Here is a 15,964-nt window from a genome sequence, read left to right as displayed (position 1 = left end):
TATGGATCGCATCTCGGGCGCCGACTGGATCGACCTCGGCGGGGGAAAGCGCGGCTTTCGGGGTCGCGACACGGGCGCCGGCCTCCGGGGCACTCAGGTCAAGGCGCCATGGGCCAACGGAGTGCAAGAGGAGCTGCTCACCGTCATTGAGGCGGGCGGCCTCGTCCCGACCGACGCCGAGCGCGATCAGGTGTTTCAGGTCCTGCGCAAGGCGATCCAGGAAGCTGGCTGGCAGTATGCGGTCGCCGGCGGCACCGCCGACGCGCTCACCGCCGCGCTGCCCATCGCCCCGCCGGCACTGACGGCCGGCCTGACCGTGCTGCTGCAGATCGCGACCACCAACACCGGTCCGGCGACGCTCAATCTCAACGCCCTCGGCGCTGCGGAGATCCGCCGCCGCGACCTCGCCCAGCTCACCGCCGGCCAGCTGCCCGCGGCGGGCCTGGTGCAGCTGACCTATGACGGCACCTATTGGCAGATGCTGCCGCTGCTCACCTCGGCCGGCTCCGGCCTGCCGCTGCTCCCGTATGTGGCGGCGACGGGCGGGGCCAATGCCCTTGTGGCGGACTTCGATCCGCCGCTCACCGGCCTCTCCGCCGGCCTCGCAGTGGAGGTGATGGTGGCCGTCACCAACACCGCCGCCGCAACCATCAACTGCAACTCGCTCGGCGCGCTGGCGATCAAGCGGCCCGATGGGTCGGCCCTGCGCGGCGGCGACCTAGTGGCGGGGCAGGTGGCGCTGCTGCTGTACGACGGCGCTTTGTGGCAGCTGGCGACGCCCCGCCCGCCGCGGACTGAGATCATCTACGAGTGGGCGGCAGGCACTGCCAACGCGCTGACGATCAACCCGTCGCCGGCGGTCGAGCTGGTGGACGGCCAGATGTTCATGGTCCATATCAGCCAGCCCACCAACACCGGGCCGGCGACGCTCAACGTCAACGGGCTCGGACCCGTGCAGATCTTGAATCGCCAGCTCCAGCCCCTCGTGGGGGGCGAGTTGGTCCAGGGCGAGATGGCGCTGATCGTCTACACGGCCGGCCCATCATTCCGGCTCGTCAGTGGCGCGCGGCCCCGGCGCGAGGTGGTCTATGCCCTCGCGGGCGGCACCGCCAACGCGCTCACGGCGACCCCGTCGCCGGCGGTGCTGTCCTACTATGCGGGCCTGATGCTGATGGTGCAGGTGGCGAGCACCAATACCGGCGCCGCCACCATCGACGTCTCCGGCCTGGGCGCCAAGGCCATCAGCTATCGCGACGGGAACGAGCTGGCACCCGGTGACCTGCGCGGCGGAGAGGCTGTCCAGCTCGTCTATGACGGTGCCGCCTTCCGGCTGCTCGATGGCAGTCGCTGGCGGTGCGAGACGGTCCTGGGGTACGACGTCGGCGCGGCCAATGCCATGGTCATACACCCCTACCCGTCGGTCCCGGCCCACTTTGCGGGGCAGATGTTCCAGGTCCGTGTCGCCGCGGATAACACCGGCCCCACGACCATGGCCGTCTCCGGACTGGGTGCTGGATATGTCCACCGCTCTGGGCTGCATCTGGCGGCGGGCGACCTGCGGGCCGGCGATCATGTCCTGATCGTGCACAACGGGGTTTCGTTCGAGTTGCTGGCCGCGCCTCGATCGCGCCGTGATCTGATCTATGCGGTGGCCGCCGGCACCGCCAACTCGGTCGCCGTCTGGCCGACGCCCTCCGTGACGGCCTATTCCGAGGGCCTCGCGCTGATGGTCCGCGTGACCGCGGACAACACCTCGTCTCCCACCATCGACGTCAGCGGCCTCGGGGCCAAGGCCATCTGGCATCGCTTCGGCGCGGCGCTCGCGCCCGGCGAGCTGCTCGCCGGAGAGATGGCGATGCTGGTCTATGACGGCGTGCGGTTCATCCACGTCAACGGGGGGCGCAAGCGGCCGGGCATGCCGGATCTCTGGACCAGCCCCACGCCGCCCCCCGGCGCCTTCGAGCGCAACGGCGCGGCGGTCTCCCGCACCGTCTTTGGCAAGCTGTTTGCGGCCATCGGTACCACATGGGGCGCCGGCGACGGGGTCAATACCTTCAACATCCCCGACGATCGCGGCCTATTCGATCGCGGCTGGGACAATGGCCGCGGATACGACCCGGGCCGCGGCTTCGGGACCGAGCAGGCCGATGATTTCCGGAGCCACGCGCACGCCATATACGAGCCGATCTCGCAGGCGGCCCTGAGCACCGCGGCAGCACGCACCATGACGGCGGCACTCGCTGGCACCTCAGGCGCCGCCGGCGGTAGCGAGACCCGTCCCCGCAACCGGGCCTACTTGCCCATAATTTGGTATTGAGAGGCCTCCCATGAGCACCACCAAGACCGTCTACCAATGCGACCCCGATGGGGTCTATGTGGGCGAAGCGTTGGCGCGTGAGAGCCCCATGGAGCCCGGCGTGTGGCACCTGCCGGCCGGGTGCACCGAGAAGGCCCCGCCGAAGCTGGCGGAGGGCGAGCGCGCCATGTGGACGGGTAAGAAATGGCAGGTCTTGAAGCCCGCGCCTGCGCCCGAGCCCGCGCCCCCCACCGAGGCGGAGCTGCGCGAGCACGCGCGCCTGCGGCGGCTCAAGGCCGAGGCGGCAGGCGTGATGGTGGCAGGCATCACTTATGCGACCGACCTGGAGAGCCAGGCGCGCATGGTCACGGCTCTCGCCTTCCTCGACCAGTCCGGCGGGCCGGGCCTGACCTGGAAGAGCTGGCACGGCTACGTCGTGCTGACCGAGGCCGAATTGCGGGCCGCGGCCGTGGCGGTGGGCGCGCACGTCCAGGCCTGCTTCGCCGCCGAGGCGACCGTCGTGAATGCCATCGCCGACGGCATCATCACCACCCTGGAGGCGATCGACGTCGATCCGGGGTGGCCCGACGCGCCGGTCGCTCCGGAAGAAGGAGACGACGCATGAGCTGGAGAGGTCACGAGCCGGGGCCGAGCGACCCGGGCATCCTGCACGCGGTGCTGCTCCAGCCGGACCTGGTCTGGCCGGCCGGCGACCGCATCCCGCTCACCCTCGGCGTGCCCGGCGACGCGTTGCGCCCGCGCTGGCGCTACCTCATGTTCCAGACCGGCGGCACGGTGCTGCTCGAGGACGAGGCCGGCACCGTGCTGCCCTACACGCGCGACGCCGGCGCGGTCCTGCCGCTCTGCGCCACCGCCATCGTCAAGGCCGCGGCGCACGGGATCTCGGGCCAGCCCACCGAGACGACGTCCACGCTCGTGCTCTACGGGGCGATGTAGTCATGCTCTCGGTGGGTGTCCACGTCTCGGGGCTCGCGGTGCGCGGCGGTGCGCCACCCGCGCCGCCGCCCTACGAGGCGACGCTCATCGCTTCGCTCACCGGGATCGCGAGCGACACGCTGCTCTCGGCCTATACGCCGGAGGTGGGGCCTTCTATGGCCCGGTTTCAGCCGGCGACGTGGACCAACACCATCACCGTCCAGGCGGCGACCCAGATGGGGGTGCAGTCGAGCACCGGCTATGCGGCCTATTGCGAGGGGGCGGACCAGCCGAGCGCGGATTGCGAGGTGCGCGCGCGCGTGCGCCTCACGGCCATGGGGTCTTTGGACCAGCGCGTCGTCCTCGGGGCGAGCCCGACCGACTACCAGATGTACGAGTTGAGCTGGTACCCGCACAGCGGGGCGTTTTCAATCTCGCGTCGGTCGACCGCGTCCAGCGCTGTGATCCTCCTGATATTGTCGACCTTCGACAAGGGCTGTTACCTCACGGTGGGCGAGACGATCGAGCTGGCCCTGACGCGGACGATCAACGCGGACGGCAACGCGGTCTTGACCGCCTACCGCGACGGCCGTCTGCTGGGCCAGGTGGTCGACGCCGACCCCGCCAAGATCACCAGGGCAGGGCGCTGTGGCTTCGTGCTGCGGGGCGGCCTCTGCGCCCTGCAATACGTCACCGCCGGCCCCATCGGGCCGGCCGGATTTGCGCTCTCCGAGCCGCAACTGGACCGTCATTACAGTCTCCCGGAGGGGCTGACGCATCGGACACTGTCCATCGGCGGGCCGGCGATCCCGCGTGCAGGTGCGGTCAAGGCGCGCATCATCAACGACCGCACCAAGGCCATCGTCGAATCGGAAATCACGGTCGACCCGACCCCCACATCGACCTTCGCCGGCTCCGTCAGCCTGCCGGCCGGCGTCTATCGCATCGAGATCTGGCAGGCGGGCAACCCCTGGCTGGTGCTCAAGCGCCGCTTCGCCGTCTCGATCGAGAACATCCTCGTCGTCGGGCAGAGCAATGGGCTCGCCCTGTACTGGACGGACGCGATCCCCGCCACCGACCGGCCTTTCGCGAAGGTCATCTCCGACCAGCCGCAGCGGCAGTATTCGACGCCCAACCTGGGCTGGAACGGCGGCCTCGTCGGCGCTGGCGCGGCGCGGTTCTTCCGGACGGCGGAGGCCGAGAGCGGCACGCTCCCGATGGGCCTCCTCGGCTTCGCGATCGGCGCCACCACCCTGGCGTCATGGCAGGTCGGTGGCTCCTCGTGGGCGAGCTTCATCGACCCGATCCACGGGTTCCTACAGCCGCAGGTGGCCGCGGAAGCGACTATGGCCATCTGGAACCAGGGGGAGGCCGAGTACGGGCCCGGTACCTCGAAAGCCGCCTGCGTCGCCTATATCCGGGCGATCTTCGCCGAGATCCGGGCGTTGGCGGGGCGGCCCAACCTCCCCATCATCATCGTCCAGACGGGCCGCAATCTGTACCCCGGCGGCGGCAATGCCGACAACGTAAGGGCCGCGGAACTCATCGTCGCCGACGACCCCAACGTGTACCTCGTGTCGGCGATCGATCTCGGCCTACGCGACACCGCGCACTACGACGCGGCCGGCAATGACTCGCTCGCCGACCGGCTGCTGCAGGCGCGCCGCTATTTCCGCAGCGGCGCCACGTGGTCGGGCAAGGGGCCGCAGATCATCGGAGCAACAGCCATCGCGGGTGGCAACGAGATCAGGCTCACGGTCGCCACCGAGGGCGGTTTCGGGCTCGTCGGCAGCGGGGCGGACACGGCCGGCGCCGCGCTGACGGGTCTCGTGGCAGACTACTCCGGCGCGGCCCAAGCGATCGCCGCGACGGCGATCGTGGGCAACGAGATCGTGCTCACGGTGCCCACCGTGCCGTCGAGCGGGGTCAGCATCGGCCATGCGCTCGGCCAGAATCCTGTCGTGAGCGGCATCTGCCGCGACACCAGCCCGCTCGGCCTCCCGCTGCTCGCCACGGGCGGCCTCATGCCCGTGGAGATCCACTGACGTGGGCGCGCAGCTCGGCCACCACGCGCTGCAGGAGCGCCAGGCGCGCCTCGGCGATGGCCAGGAGGCGCACATAGTGCTTGGCGAGGGGCTCCATGCGCCCGCGGTCCCAGTCGTCCACCGTCCCTTTCTGCACCTCCAGCTCGCGGGCGGTCGGCCCCTTCCACTGGTCGCCGTAGAGGGCGCGGCCGATGCGGGTGATGAGGCGGTCGGACATGGTCGGCTCCAGTGGCGGGGCGCCCGCGCGGGGCGCCCCGGGGTTTCAGGCCCGTGCGCCCTGGGTGGCGAGGGCGAAGGTGATGCGCGAGAGCGCGTAGATCATGGCCGGAACCACGATCCCGAGGCCGGCGGCCGCGTAGACCGCCAGCGTGCCGGCGGGCGCCGCGGCCGCGAAGGCGAGGGCGTTGAGCCCGGCCGAGATGGCGAGGGTGCCGACGATCGCCGGCGCCGCATAGCGGGCCACCGAGCGGCGCACCGCCTCGGTGGCGGCGCACAGCTGGCTCATCTCCAGGGCGACGAACCCGAGGTCGATGCCGATCGCCATGGCCCACCGCTCCCAGGCGCCGGCCCCCGTGACGAGGCCGATGCCGTGGGCGAGATGGGAGAGCGAGAGCGCCACCAGGACGAGGGTGACCGCGGCGGTGCCGGCGGCCGCCCCGTGCTGTCGGCGCAGCCGCGCCGTGGGACGCGCCGCGGCCGGCCGAGCCTTGCGGGCCGCCTGGCGGATCTTGAGGGGGGTGACGTTCGAGGTGATGGCGCTGGCCATGGTCGGGATCTCCCGTTCCGTGGGGCGGGACATCCCACCCCCAACGGCGCCGCTTATAGCCGAGTTCTGCCCGACGGTCCACGACGACGAAAGCCGGGAGGCGGTGATCGGAGCGAATGAGGCTCCGACCGCGGGTCTCCGGCCAAGGTTCCCCGCAAAGCGCCAGACAACGATCGACGCTTCCCCGCCCCACCGCACTAGGCGGCCGGTGGAGGCTGTCTGAATCGCAGGACGGGCACCAGTGACAGATCATGCTTTTCAACCGGTTCGGCCGACCACGCCGTTCGCAGGCTACGTGGGCGGCAAGCGGCGCCTCGCGGGACGCGTCATCGAGCGGCTCGACCAGATCCCCCACGACCTCTATGCTGAGCCGTTCGTGGGCATGGGCGGCGTCTTCCTGCGGCGCCGCCAGGCGCCAAAGGTCGAGGTGATCAACGACATCAACCGGGACGTCGTCACCTTCTTCCGGGTCCTGCAGCGCCACTATGTGGCCTTCCTGGAGATGCTGCGCTTTCAGCTCACCTCGCGGGCCGAGTTCGAGCGCCTGGCCGTCACCGACCCGTCCACCCTCACCGATTTGGAGCGTGCGGCACGCTTTGCCTACCTGCAGCGCACGGCCTGGGGCGGCAAGGTGGTGGGGCGCACCTTCGGAGTGGATTCGCGCACCGCCGGCGCGTTCAACATCACCCGGCTCGCTCCACTCCTGGAGGAGCTGCACGAGCGCCTGGCCGGTGTCGTGATCGAATGCCTGCCCTGGGCCACCTTCCTGGGGCGCTACGACCGGCCGGGCGCGCTGTTCTATCTCGACCCGCCCTATTGGGGCTCGGAGGGCTATTACGGACCCGTCTTCGACCGCGCCGACTTCGAGCGTCTCGCCGAGGCGCTCGCCCAGCTGCGCGGCCGGTTCCTGCTGTCGATCAACGACGTTCCCGAGGTGCGCGAGATCTTCGCCCGCTTCGCGATCGAACCGGTCGACACCAGCTATTCTCTCAGGGGCGCCGGGCGCAAACCGCTGACGGCGGCCGAGCTGATCGTGTCGGGAGGTTGGGGCGCCGCCTTGGGTGGACCAGGCGCGGCCGCCCCTGCTAGGCTCTAAGAGGCCCCTTACGGCCGCTTCAACAGCCTCTGAGAGGGCGCCTTGCCCGGTGAAAATTCATGTGTCCCACCGTGCAAATCCAAGTGGCGCGCTTCATCGACCTTGCCTGCGCGCCATCGGCGCCCGGCGCCCCCTTCCCCCTGGGGGGAGGGGGAGGGGCAGGGGTGGGGGTGTCGGCACCGCTCGGGTGATCCGCGCCACTCCCGCTCCAAATTCCATCGCAGCGCCTCCCCCGCCTCCGGCGTCATCCGCCGGCCTTCGGGAACACCATGCCGGAGAGCCGCGCCACCACCACCGGGTGCCGCGCCATCAAGGTGTGCAGCTCATTCTCCTCGATCACCAGCACCTTGGCCTTGGTGACGGCGCGCACCACCATGTGCTCCATCGCCGCGCCGGCGGCGACGCCGAACACCCCGCCCGGCCCGAGCCGCTCCACCCCGTCGGCATGCTCCACGTCCACCTGGCCCTCGATCACCACATAGAGGTGGCCGGTCTTCTCGCCCTTGCGCACCACCAGGTGGCCGCGGTCGAAGCTGCGCGAGTGCAGCACCGGCATCAGCGCGCCGAGCGCCTTGGCGTCGAGGTCGGTGAACGGGGCGAGGCGCGAGACCATGGAGAGGGTGACGACGAAATTGTGCTGGGCGATCACCTCCGAGAACGAGCTGGCGATGATGGCGATGGGCAGCGCCAGCATCACCAGCCCGGTCACCATGGTGAGCCCGCCGATCACCCGCCCGAGCGCGGTCACCGGCACCACGTCGCCATAGCCCACCGTGGTCAGAGTGGTGATGGCCCACCACATGGCGGCGGGGATCGAGCCGAGCTGCTCGGGCTGCACGTCGCGCTCCACGAGATAGAGCAGCGTCGCCGCCGTCAGCACCCCGGACGCCAGGATCAGGAGGCACGAGAACAGCGCGTAGCGCTCGCGCCGGATGGCGAGGAACAGCGCGTTGAAGCCGGACGAGTAGCGGGCGAGCTTCAGGAAGCGCAGCAGCCGCAGCACCAGGAGGCCGTGCAGATCGTAGCCCGCGAACAGCGAGCTCGCGAGCGGCACGATGGCGAGCAGGTCGATCACGGCGAAGGGCGTGACGGCGTAAGCGAGGCGCGCCCTGAAGGCCGGCAGGCCGCGCCGCAGCGGGTGCTCGGGGGCGACCCACAGCCGCGCGACGTATTCCACCGTGAACACCGCCAGGCAGGCGTGCTCGATGGCGTCGAAGATCCACCCGTCGCGCAATCCCAAGGACGGCACCGTGCCGAGCACGGCGATGGCGACGCTGAGCACCACCACCGCGATCAGGCCGAAATGGACCGCGTCGGCCAGATGATCTCCGGGCACGTCGCGCTCGAGCAGGTCGAACACCCGCCGGCGCATGGTTCTGCGGTCCATCACGGCCCTCCCGGGGTGAAAAGCTCATTCCGCTTATTGGCCACAGCCGGGTTAATTGCCGGTATGGAAGGCGAAGGCAGCCGTCCGCGCGCCGGTCACCGGCCCTCCGCGGGGTCCTCGCCGGCGAGCTTGGCGCGCTCGGCCTCGCGCGCCTCGGCGATGCGCGCGCTCACCACCTCCTCCGGCAGGCCGAGCGCCTCCAGAAGGCGCCCGGCGAGCTGCAGGCTCGCCTCCACGGTCTCGGGGATGACGCCGGAAACGCCGAGCGCGCAGAGCCGGCGCGCATGGGCGGCATCGCGGGCGCGGGCCACCACCACCGCCTTCGGCCAGCGCGCGCGCACCGCCCGCACCATGCCTTCGGCGGCACCCGCCGCGTCGAGGGTGACGACGAAGGCGCTGGCCTGGTCGCCGCCGAGCCGGGCCAGCAGATCGGGCCGCCCGGCGTCGCCGAAATAGACCGGATGGCCGCGCCGGCGCTCCAAGGCCGCGCGCACCGGGTCGGCATCCACCGCGACGAAGGGCAGGTTCTCGCGCGCCAGGATCGCCGCCACCGTGCGCCCGACCCTGCCGAAGCCGCCGATCACCACGTGGCCGGCAAGCTCCGCGGCGTCGGCGGGGGCCTCGAGGGCGGCAGCCTCGGCGCGCTGCAGCCGCGCGCCGAGCCGGCGGCCGAGGCGGGCGAGGAGCGGCGTCAGCGCGAGCGTGATGACCACCGCGGTGACGAGCGCGCTCATCTCGGCCGGCCCCACCAGCCGCCGCGCGGCGAGCAGGCCGAGCACCACCAGCGCGAACTCGCCGGCCTGGGCGAGCAGGATCGAGGCCTCCGCCGCCGCCGGCCGCCCGGCGCCCATGAGGCGCATGGCGGCGTAGGTGAAGGCCGCCTTGAGCACCACCACCGCCACCACCATCTGCAGCACCAGCCACCCGTGGGGCAGCACGCCGGCGAGGTCGACGCTCATGCCCACGGTGACGAAGAACACGCCGATGAGCAGGCCCTTGAACGGTTCGAGGTCGAGCTCGATCTGGTGGCGGTAGGTGGTCTCCGAGAGCAGCATGCCGGCGAGGAAGGCGCCGAGCGCCGCCGAGAGCCCAGCGGCGTGGGTGAGGCCGGCGGCGCCCACCACCACCACCAGGGTGATGGCCATGATGAGGTCGCGCAGGCCGGTGCTGCCGGCGAGCGCCACCAGAGGCGCGAGCAGGAAGCGCCCGGCGAGCAGGATCACCACCACCGCCGCCGCCGCCTTGCCGAGCGCGGAGAGTGCGAGCGCGGTCACGTCGCCGCCTTGCGGGCCGAGCAGGTCCACCGCCAGCAGGATCGGCACCACCATGAGGTCCTGGAACAGCAGCACCGCGATCACCAATTGCCCGAACGGGGTGAGCGAGCGATGCTCGGCGATCAAAAGCTGGGTGACCACCGCGGTGGAGGAGAGCGCCAAGGACAGGCCGACCACCAGCGCGAGGCCCGGATCGGCGAACGGCAGAAGCAGCAGCCCGGCGAGCGGGGCGGCGCACAGCGCCACCTGGAGCGCGCCGGCGCCGAACACCTCCCGGCGTAGCGCCCACAGGCGCGCGGCGGAGAAGTCGAGCCCTAGCAGGAACAGCAGGAACACCACGCCGAGCTCGCCGAAGGGGGCGACCCGCTCCGGGCGCGATATGGTGAGGATGCGCACCAGCGGCACCTCCTCGGCGAGGCGGCCGAGGCCGTGCGGCCCGAGCAGCACGCCGATGGCGATGAAGCCCACCACCGCGCCGATGCGCGCCCGGTGGAACAGCGGCACCAGGACGCCGGCGGCGATGAGATAGACCATCGCGTCCTTGAGGAATGTGTCCGCCACCGCGCTGCCCCTGCCGCTCCCCGCCTCTTTGCGCGCAGCTTACGCCCGCGCGCGGCCCGTGGGCATCACCTTACGGACGCCCCGCTTGTGCCCCGGCGTCACGGGGCGGCGGTCACCGCGGCGGCGACCGCCGCGCGCAGCGCCGGGCCGGGGCGCGGCAGGTTGCGCGGCCAGTCGTTGGGGCCGCAGGTGAAGAAGCGCTCGCCGCGGGCATAGATGACGAGGTCGGGCTTGAACCGGTCGAGATTGTCGAAATCGAAGTCGCAGGAGCCGAGCACGTAGCGCGAGGCGTGCATCCAGCCGACCTCGCTCACGTTGGAATTCAGGAACATGCGCGGCCAGACCAGAGCGCTGTAGCTGTCGCCGACGATCAGCACGCGCGGTCCGTCGCCGCCGAACCGGGTGACGCGCGAGGCGAAGGCGGGAAACACGTTGTGGTGCGGCAGGCGGGGGTCGGGGCCGAACTTGCGCAGCGGCACGCGCAGCAGGAAGTTCATGTCCTGGATCTGCGGCGGCATGCGCATGCTGCGCAGCAGGTCGCCGGGCGGCACCGGGCGGGCCGTGCCGATCATGGTCGCGGGATCGAGCATCCATTCGGGATGGCCGGCCGCCTCCACCGCCGCGTTGAAGGCGGTGAGCGAGGAGCGGAAGTTCCAGTGGGTGTCGGTGAGCAGATAGCGCGGAGCGGGGGTGCGCCGCAGCGCCGCGCGCAGGTCCACCGCAGTGACGCCGAGCGCCCGCATGCCGTCGAGCGCGAGGCCGTATTCGGTGCGGGTATAAGCGAGGTCGTCGTGCCATGCGGGCAGGGCCTCGAGCTCCACCGACTGGGCGTTGGGCGGCAGCGCCACCACGAGCCGCGCGCCGCGCTTGGTGAGGACGGCGTTCATCTCGCCGATCATCTCGACGAAGCGCCGCACCTGATCGACCCGCACAAGCGCGCCGGCGGACTGCTCGGGCGCGTTCTCGCGGCCCCAGAACAGCTGGCCCGTGCGGCCGGCATAGATCGGCCGCGTGTCGGGCGAGGCGAGCGCCGCGCGGATCTCCCGGCGCAGCACCGGCAGGCTGGCGCGGAAGCCGAAATTGTCCTGCATGAACTCGCCGAGATTGCGCATCGCCACCTGCGCCTTCTCGCTGAAGCCCCATTCGGCGCGCAGCGGCGTGCGCCAGGTGAAGCGGCCGAGCGGATCGGGCACGAGGTTCGAGGCCAGCAGCAGCGCGAAGATGCCGGCGACCATGACGCCCATGTGGCGGCGGTGGCGCGAGAGCAATGGCATGGCTCAGAACCGGTAATAGAGGAACGGCGTGGCCGACGCCCCGCCGAGCCAGATGGAGCAGAACACCAGCAGCAGGCCGATGAAGGCATAATCGGTGACCAAAGCGAGGCGCCCCTCCCCCGACAGGATCTTCCAGCGCGGCCACTGCCAGAAGCCGATGAGCGAGCCCACCACCATGGCGCCGATGGCGAGCGGGGTGAGGCCGAAGCCGAGCGCCATGGAGGGACGGTAGAAGCCGTTGAGACCGATCAGGCCCTGCGCCATCTCCAGCGCCTCCGGCATGGAATTGGTGCGGAACAGGCACCAGCCCACCATCAGCACCAGCATGGCATAGAGCTGGGCGAGGCCGCCCGGCAGGCGCTCCAGGACCCGGCCCAGCCAGGCCCGCTCCAGCGCCAGGAACATGCCGTGATAGCCGCCCCACAGGACGAAGTTCCAGCTCGCCCCGTGCCACAGGCCGCACAGAAGGAAGACGATCCAGAGATTGATGTAGGTGCGCGTCTCGCCCTTCCGGCTGCCGCCGAGGGGGATGTAGAGATAATCGCGCAGGAAGGCGGACAGGCTCATGTGCCAGCGGCGCCAGAATTCGGTGATGCTCTTCGAGGTCAGCGGCACGCGGAAATTGCGCGGCAGCACGAAGCCGACCATCACGCCGAGCCCCACCGCCATGGTGGAGTAGCCGGCGAAGTCGTAATAAAGCTGCAGCGTGTAGCTGAAGACGCCGAGCCAGGCCTCCACGAAGGTGGGGCTGGTGGTGGTGTCGAAGATGCCGTCCACGAGCCGCGCCAGCTCGTCCGCGATCAGCACCTTCCAGGCGAGCCCGATGGCGAACAGCCGGGTTCCGGCGGAGAAGCGGCCCCAGGTGGTGCGCCGCTTGGCGAGCTGCCGCGCCACCGTGTTGTAGCGCACGATGGGGCCCGCCACGAGCTGCGGGAACATGCACATATAAAGCGCGAACTGCGCCGGATCGCCATTGGCGCGCACCTTCTTCTTGAAGATGTCCGCGAGGTAGGAGATGGCGTGGAAAGAATAAAACGAGATGCCGAGCGGCAGGCCGATGGCCGGCACGGGCAGCGACAGGCCGGCGGGCTCCAGCACCAGGTTCAGGTTCTGGACCAGGAAGCCGGTATATTTGAACACCCCGAGCAGCGCCAGGTTGAACGTCACGCCGGCGATCAGCATGGTCCGGCGCGCCCTGTCCTCCCGCCGGTCGATGGCGCGGGCGAGGAAGAAGTTCACCACCACCGAGACGGCGAGGACGGCGATGTGCGGGGTGTAGCCGGCCGCATAGAAGACCAGAGAAAAGGCAAGAAAGATATAGTTCCGCGTCGTGATCGTCTTCGCGGAGAAGTAGGATACCAGGAAGAGCGGAAAGAAATAGAAGAGAAACTCGATCGAAGCGAACGTCATGCCGAAAGAACCGCCGTGGCCGGAGCGAGGGTGGTCCATGCCATTCTTTGCCGCCGCCCGCAAGCCGCCCCGCTTCGCGCGCGCGCCGGCGCGGGCGGATCACCCCAATTGCGGCCTCGGGCGATCGCTTGTCCTCTGGCACGAGGCCGGCCGGTCCGGAGCAGCATCGGACAGCACCGACCGAGCCCTCCCCCATGTAGCGTCACCCCTGCCTGCGCGACCAAGAGTTCGCTCCGATCGCCCGGCGGGCTCCCCTCCCCCCTTGCGGGGCGGGGTGAGCGGGTGGGGGTCCGCACCGGCCTTTGGGGGCCGAGCCGCCCGCGTGCGGAAGCGTTCCGGACACCCCACCCCTGCCCCTCCCCGCAAGGGGGAGGGGTGAGCCTTTATGGGGAGGGAGGCGCGCCGCACGCGCGCGCGGCGATTTTGCCCTTCCGTCCGGCGCGCGATTTGCTTTAGGTCTGCGGGTCCAACCGCTTCGCCGCGACGCGGCGCCCGCGCTGCGCCAGAAGGACCCGTCCATGTCCCCTCCCCTCGCCGGCCTCCGTGTCCTCGAGCTCGCGCGCATCCTCGCCGGCCCCTGGGCGGGCCAGCTATTGGCCGATCTCGGCGCGGAGGTGATCAAGGTCGAGCGGCCAGGCGGCGGCGACGACACCCGCACCTGGGGCCCGCCCTTCTTCACCGGCGCCGATGGCGCGCCTTTGGGCGCCGCCTATTTCCACGCCACCAATCGGGGCAAGAGGTCCATCGCCGTCGACTTCGAGACCGAAGAGGGCCAGGCGACCATCCGCGCGCTGGCGGCCGAGTGCGACGTGCTGATCGAGAACTTCAAGGTCGGCGGGCTGCGGAAATACGGCCTCGATCATGAGAGTCTGCAGGCGGTCAATCCGCGCCTCGTCTATTGCTCGGTCACCGGCTTCGGCCAGGACGGCCCCTATGCGCCGCGCGCCGGCTACGATTTCCTGATCCAGGGCATGGGCGGCATCATGGAGCTGACCGGCGCGCCGGACGGCGAGCCGCAGAAGATGGGGGTGGCGTTCGCCGACATCTTCACCGGCCTCTACGCCACCGTCGGCATCCTCGCCGCCTTGCGCCGGCGCGAGGAGACCGGCACCGGCGGCCATGTGGACATGGCGCTGCTGGACACGCAGGTCAGCGTGCTCGCCAACCAGGCGATGAACTATCTCGCCTCCGGCAAGGCGCCGACCCGCATGGGCAACGCCCATCCCAACATCGTGCCCTACCAGGTGTTCACCTGCGCCGACGGCCACCTCATCGTCGCGGTGGGCAATGACGGCCAGTTCGCCCGCTTCTGCGCCGTGCTCGGCGCGCCCGAGCTCGCCCACGACCCGCGCTTCGCCGGCAACGCCCTGCGCGTCGCCAACCGGGCCGATCTGGTGCCGCTGCTGGCCGGCCTGGTGATCCGCTGCGCCCGCGACCCGCTGCTCGCCGCCCTGGAGAAGGAAGGCGTGCCGGCCGGCCCCATCAACACCATCCCCCAGGTGTTCGCGGATCCGCAGGTGATCCATCGCGGCCTGAAGGTGGACCTGCCCGAGGCGGGCGGCGGCACCCTGCCCGCGCTGGCGAGCCCGATCGTCATCGACGGCGCGCGGCAGGTGGCGGGACGCGCCAGCCCGCGCCTCGGCGCGGACACCGACGCCGTGCTCGCGCTCCTCACGTCCCTGGCCGCCGGTTGACGCAGGCAGGGAGCGCGCCATGAAGACGGCCTATGACGTGGTGATCATCGGCGGGGCGGCGACCGGCTCCTCGGTCGCCTACCATCTCGCCGCCGATCCCGCCTTTGGCGGCCGGGTCCTGGTGCTGGAGCAGGACCCGAGCTATGCGCGCGCCGCCTCGGCGCTGTCGGCGGCCTCCATCCGCCAGCAATATTCCAGCGCCATCAACGTGCAGATCTCGCTGTTCGGCATCCGTTTCCTGCGCGCCGCGCCGGACCTGCTGGCGGTGGACGGCGACCGGCCCGCGCTCTCCCTTCACGAGGGCGGATACCTGTTCCTCGCCAGCGCAGAAGGGCGCGCGGCGCTCGAAGCCGGGCACCGCGTGCAGCGGGCCCACGGCGCGGACATCGCCTTCCTGGAGCCGGAGGCGCTCGCGGCGCGCTTTCCCTGGCTCGACGGCTCGGGCATCGCCGCCGGCTGCCTCGGCCTCTCGGGCGAAGGCTGGTTCGACGGCTGGAGCCTGTTCATGGCGCTGCGCCGCAAGGCCCGCAGCCTCGGCGTCGACTACCGCGCCGGCCGCGCCCTGGCGGTGGAGAGCGCCGGCGGGCGCGTCACCGGCGTGCGGCTGGAAGACGGCACATTTGTCGCCGCCGGCACGGTGGTGAACGCCGCGGGGGCCGGCGGGCGCGCGCTCGCGGCCTCCGCCGGCATCGACATTCCGGTCCACATGAAGAAGCGGATGATCTTCACCTTCACGGCCGAAGACCCGCCGCCGGGCCTGCCGCTGATGATCGACCCGAGCGGCGTCTATGTGCGCCCCGAGGGGCGCGGTTTCCTGTGCGGCTGCGCGCCGCCGCCCGAGGACGACCCCGACAGCGGCGACTTCGAGGTGGATCACGCCTTCTTCGAGGACACGGTGTGGCCGCGCCTCGCCGCGCGCATTCCCGCCTTCGAGCGCCTCCGCCAGGGCCGCGCCTGGGCCGGGCACTACGACATGAACGCGTTCGACCAGAACGCCTTCGTCGGCGCGGTCGCGGGGCTCGACGGCTTCCTGCTCGCCAACGGCTTCTCCGGCCACGGGCTGCAGCAGTCGCCGGCCATCGGGCGGGGGCTCGCCGAGCTGATCGCGCACGGGCGCTATCTCAGCCTCGACCTTGCGCCGCTCGGCTTCGACCGCCTCGCTGGCAACACGCCGATGCGCGAGCTGAAGGTGGTGTGAAGGCGCGCGGCCACGCCCCCGCGGGCC

General features: G+C 71.0%; 13 protein-coding genes. 7 read left to right on the top strand and 6 right to left on the bottom strand.

Translation table 11 applies throughout. The features are described 5' to 3' along the window. The first annotated feature begins 1 nt into the window (after window position 1). The 4 genes from ABLE88_RS16630 to ABLE88_RS16615 are packed head-to-tail and all read left to right on the top strand — an operon-like array spanning window position 2 to window position 5,277. Entirely contained in the window at window positions 2-2,317 is a 2,316-nt protein-coding gene (locus tag ABLE88_RS16630) for a tail fiber protein (protein WP_348832808.1), read from the top strand. A 10-nt stretch (window positions 2,318-2,327) separates the two neighbouring features. Then, the gene (locus ABLE88_RS16625) at window positions 2,328-2,921 is read left to right on the top strand and encodes a DUF4376 domain-containing protein (protein WP_348832807.1); all 594 of its coding nucleotides are present in this window, start codon (window positions 2,328-2,330) and stop codon (window positions 2,919-2,921) included. Further along, window positions 2,918-3,253 (top strand): hypothetical protein, encoded by a 336-nt coding sequence (locus ABLE88_RS16620; RefSeq protein ID WP_348832806.1) that lies wholly within the window; start codon window positions 2,918-2,920, stop codon window positions 3,251-3,253. Before ABLE88_RS16625 ends, ABLE88_RS16620 begins: the two co-directional genes overlap by 4 nt. Window positions 3,254-3,255: 2 nt before the next feature. Beyond that, complete coding sequence (locus tag ABLE88_RS16615) at window positions 3,256-5,277, top strand: sialate O-acetylesterase (RefSeq protein ID WP_348832805.1); 2,022 nt, start codon at window positions 3,256-3,258, stop codon at window positions 5,275-5,277. On the opposite strand, the gene ABLE88_RS16610 is transcribed toward ABLE88_RS16615, so the two are convergent. Further along, window positions 5,255-5,494, bottom strand: a complete 240-nt coding sequence (locus ABLE88_RS16610; protein ID WP_348832804.1) for a hypothetical protein — start codon at window positions 5,492-5,494, stop codon at window positions 5,255-5,257. The genes ABLE88_RS16615 and ABLE88_RS16610 overlap by 23 nt on opposite strands. Window positions 5,495-5,539: 45 nt before the next feature. After that, window positions 5,540-6,043, bottom strand: a complete 504-nt coding sequence (locus ABLE88_RS16605; RefSeq protein WP_348832803.1) for a hypothetical protein — start codon at window positions 6,041-6,043, stop codon at window positions 5,540-5,542. A 241-nt stretch (window positions 6,044-6,284) separates the two neighbouring features. Between ABLE88_RS16605 and ABLE88_RS16600 the strand changes: the two genes are divergently transcribed. Continuing rightward, window positions 6,285-7,139, top strand: a complete 855-nt coding sequence (locus ABLE88_RS16600; RefSeq protein ID WP_348832802.1) for a DNA adenine methylase — start codon at window positions 6,285-6,287, stop codon at window positions 7,137-7,139. Between the two features lie 244 nt (window positions 7,140-7,383). On the opposite strand, the gene ABLE88_RS16595 is transcribed toward ABLE88_RS16600, so the two are convergent. From ABLE88_RS16595 to ABLE88_RS16580, 4 genes are all read right to left on the bottom strand, one after another. Next, on the bottom strand, window positions 7,384-8,526 hold the full coding sequence (locus tag ABLE88_RS16595) for a cyclic nucleotide-gated ion channel (protein ID WP_348832801.1): 1,143 nt from the start codon (window positions 8,524-8,526) through the stop codon (window positions 7,384-7,386). 95 nt (window positions 8,527-8,621) lie between these two features. Continuing rightward, window positions 8,622-10,361, bottom strand: a complete 1,740-nt coding sequence (locus ABLE88_RS16590; RefSeq protein WP_348832800.1) for a cation:proton antiporter domain-containing protein — start codon at window positions 10,359-10,361, stop codon at window positions 8,622-8,624. Between the two features lie 98 nt (window positions 10,362-10,459). Beyond that, window positions 10,460-11,635 (bottom strand): alginate O-acetyltransferase AlgX-related protein, encoded by a 1,176-nt coding sequence (locus tag ABLE88_RS16585; RefSeq protein ID WP_348832799.1) that lies wholly within the window; start codon window positions 11,633-11,635, stop codon window positions 10,460-10,462. Between the two features lie 3 nt (window positions 11,636-11,638). Beyond that, window positions 11,639-13,045 carry an MBOAT family O-acyltransferase gene (locus ABLE88_RS16580; protein ID WP_348832798.1) on the bottom strand — a complete coding sequence of 469 codons (1,407 nt, stop codon included), beginning with the start codon at window positions 13,043-13,045 and terminating at the stop codon, window positions 11,639-11,641. 518 nt (window positions 13,046-13,563) lie between these two features. Between ABLE88_RS16580 and ABLE88_RS16575 the strand changes: the two genes are divergently transcribed. Together ABLE88_RS16575 and ABLE88_RS16570 are read left to right on the top strand one after the other, a co-directional pair. Further along, entirely contained in the window at window positions 13,564-14,739 is a 1,176-nt protein-coding gene (locus ABLE88_RS16575; protein ID WP_348832797.1) for a CaiB/BaiF CoA transferase family protein, read from the top strand. A gap of 19 nt (window positions 14,740-14,758) precedes the next feature. Further along, the gene (locus ABLE88_RS16570) at window positions 14,759-15,937 is read left to right on the top strand and encodes an NAD(P)/FAD-dependent oxidoreductase (protein ID WP_348832796.1); all 1,179 of its coding nucleotides are present in this window, start codon (window positions 14,759-14,761) and stop codon (window positions 15,935-15,937) included. Window positions 15,938-15,964: the final 27 nt, after the last annotated feature.

Origin of the sequence: Xanthobacter luteus, from assembly GCF_040049235.1 — a bacterium.
GTDB lineage: Bacteria > Pseudomonadota > Alphaproteobacteria > Rhizobiales > Xanthobacteraceae > Xanthobacter.
Note: the sequence above shows the minus strand (reverse complement) of the source record. Positions and strands in the feature narration are given on the sequence as shown.

What these genes read in the sequence shown, in the direction of transcription:
- ABLE88_RS16630 (WP_348832808.1), top strand. Translation starts at nt 2, where the DNA reads ATGGATCGCATCTCGGGCGCCGACTGGATCGACCTCGGCGGGGGAAAG.
- ABLE88_RS16625 (WP_348832807.1), top strand. Translation starts at nt 2,328, where the DNA reads ATGAGCACCACCAAGACCGTCTACCAATGCGACCCCGATGGGGTCTAT.
- ABLE88_RS16620 (WP_348832806.1), top strand. Translation starts at nt 2,918, where the DNA reads ATGAGCTGGAGAGGTCACGAGCCGGGGCCGAGCGACCCGGGCATCCTG.
- ABLE88_RS16615 (WP_348832805.1), top strand. Translation starts at nt 3,256, where the DNA reads ATGCTCTCGGTGGGTGTCCACGTCTCGGGGCTCGCGGTGCGCGGCGGT.
- ABLE88_RS16610 (WP_348832804.1), bottom strand. Translation starts at nt 5,494, where the DNA reads ATGTCCGACCGCCTCATCACCCGCATCGGCCGCGCCCTCTACGGCGAC.
- ABLE88_RS16605 (WP_348832803.1), bottom strand. Translation starts at nt 6,043, where the DNA reads ATGGCCAGCGCCATCACCTCGAACGTCACCCCCCTCAAGATCCGCCAG.
- ABLE88_RS16595 (WP_348832801.1), bottom strand. Translation starts at nt 8,526, where the DNA reads ATGGACCGCAGAACCATGCGCCGGCGGGTGTTCGACCTGCTCGAGCGC.
- ABLE88_RS16585 (WP_348832799.1), bottom strand. Translation starts at nt 11,635, where the DNA reads ATGCCATTGCTCTCGCGCCACCGCCGCCACATGGGCGTCATGGTCGCC.
- ABLE88_RS16580 (WP_348832798.1), bottom strand. Translation starts at nt 13,045, where the DNA reads ATGACGTTCGCTTCGATCGAGTTTCTCTTCTATTTCTTTCCGCTCTTC.
- ABLE88_RS16575 (WP_348832797.1), top strand. Translation starts at nt 13,564, where the DNA reads ATGTCCCCTCCCCTCGCCGGCCTCCGTGTCCTCGAGCTCGCGCGCATC.
- ABLE88_RS16570 (WP_348832796.1), top strand. Translation starts at nt 14,759, where the DNA reads ATGAAGACGGCCTATGACGTGGTGATCATCGGCGGGGCGGCGACCGGC.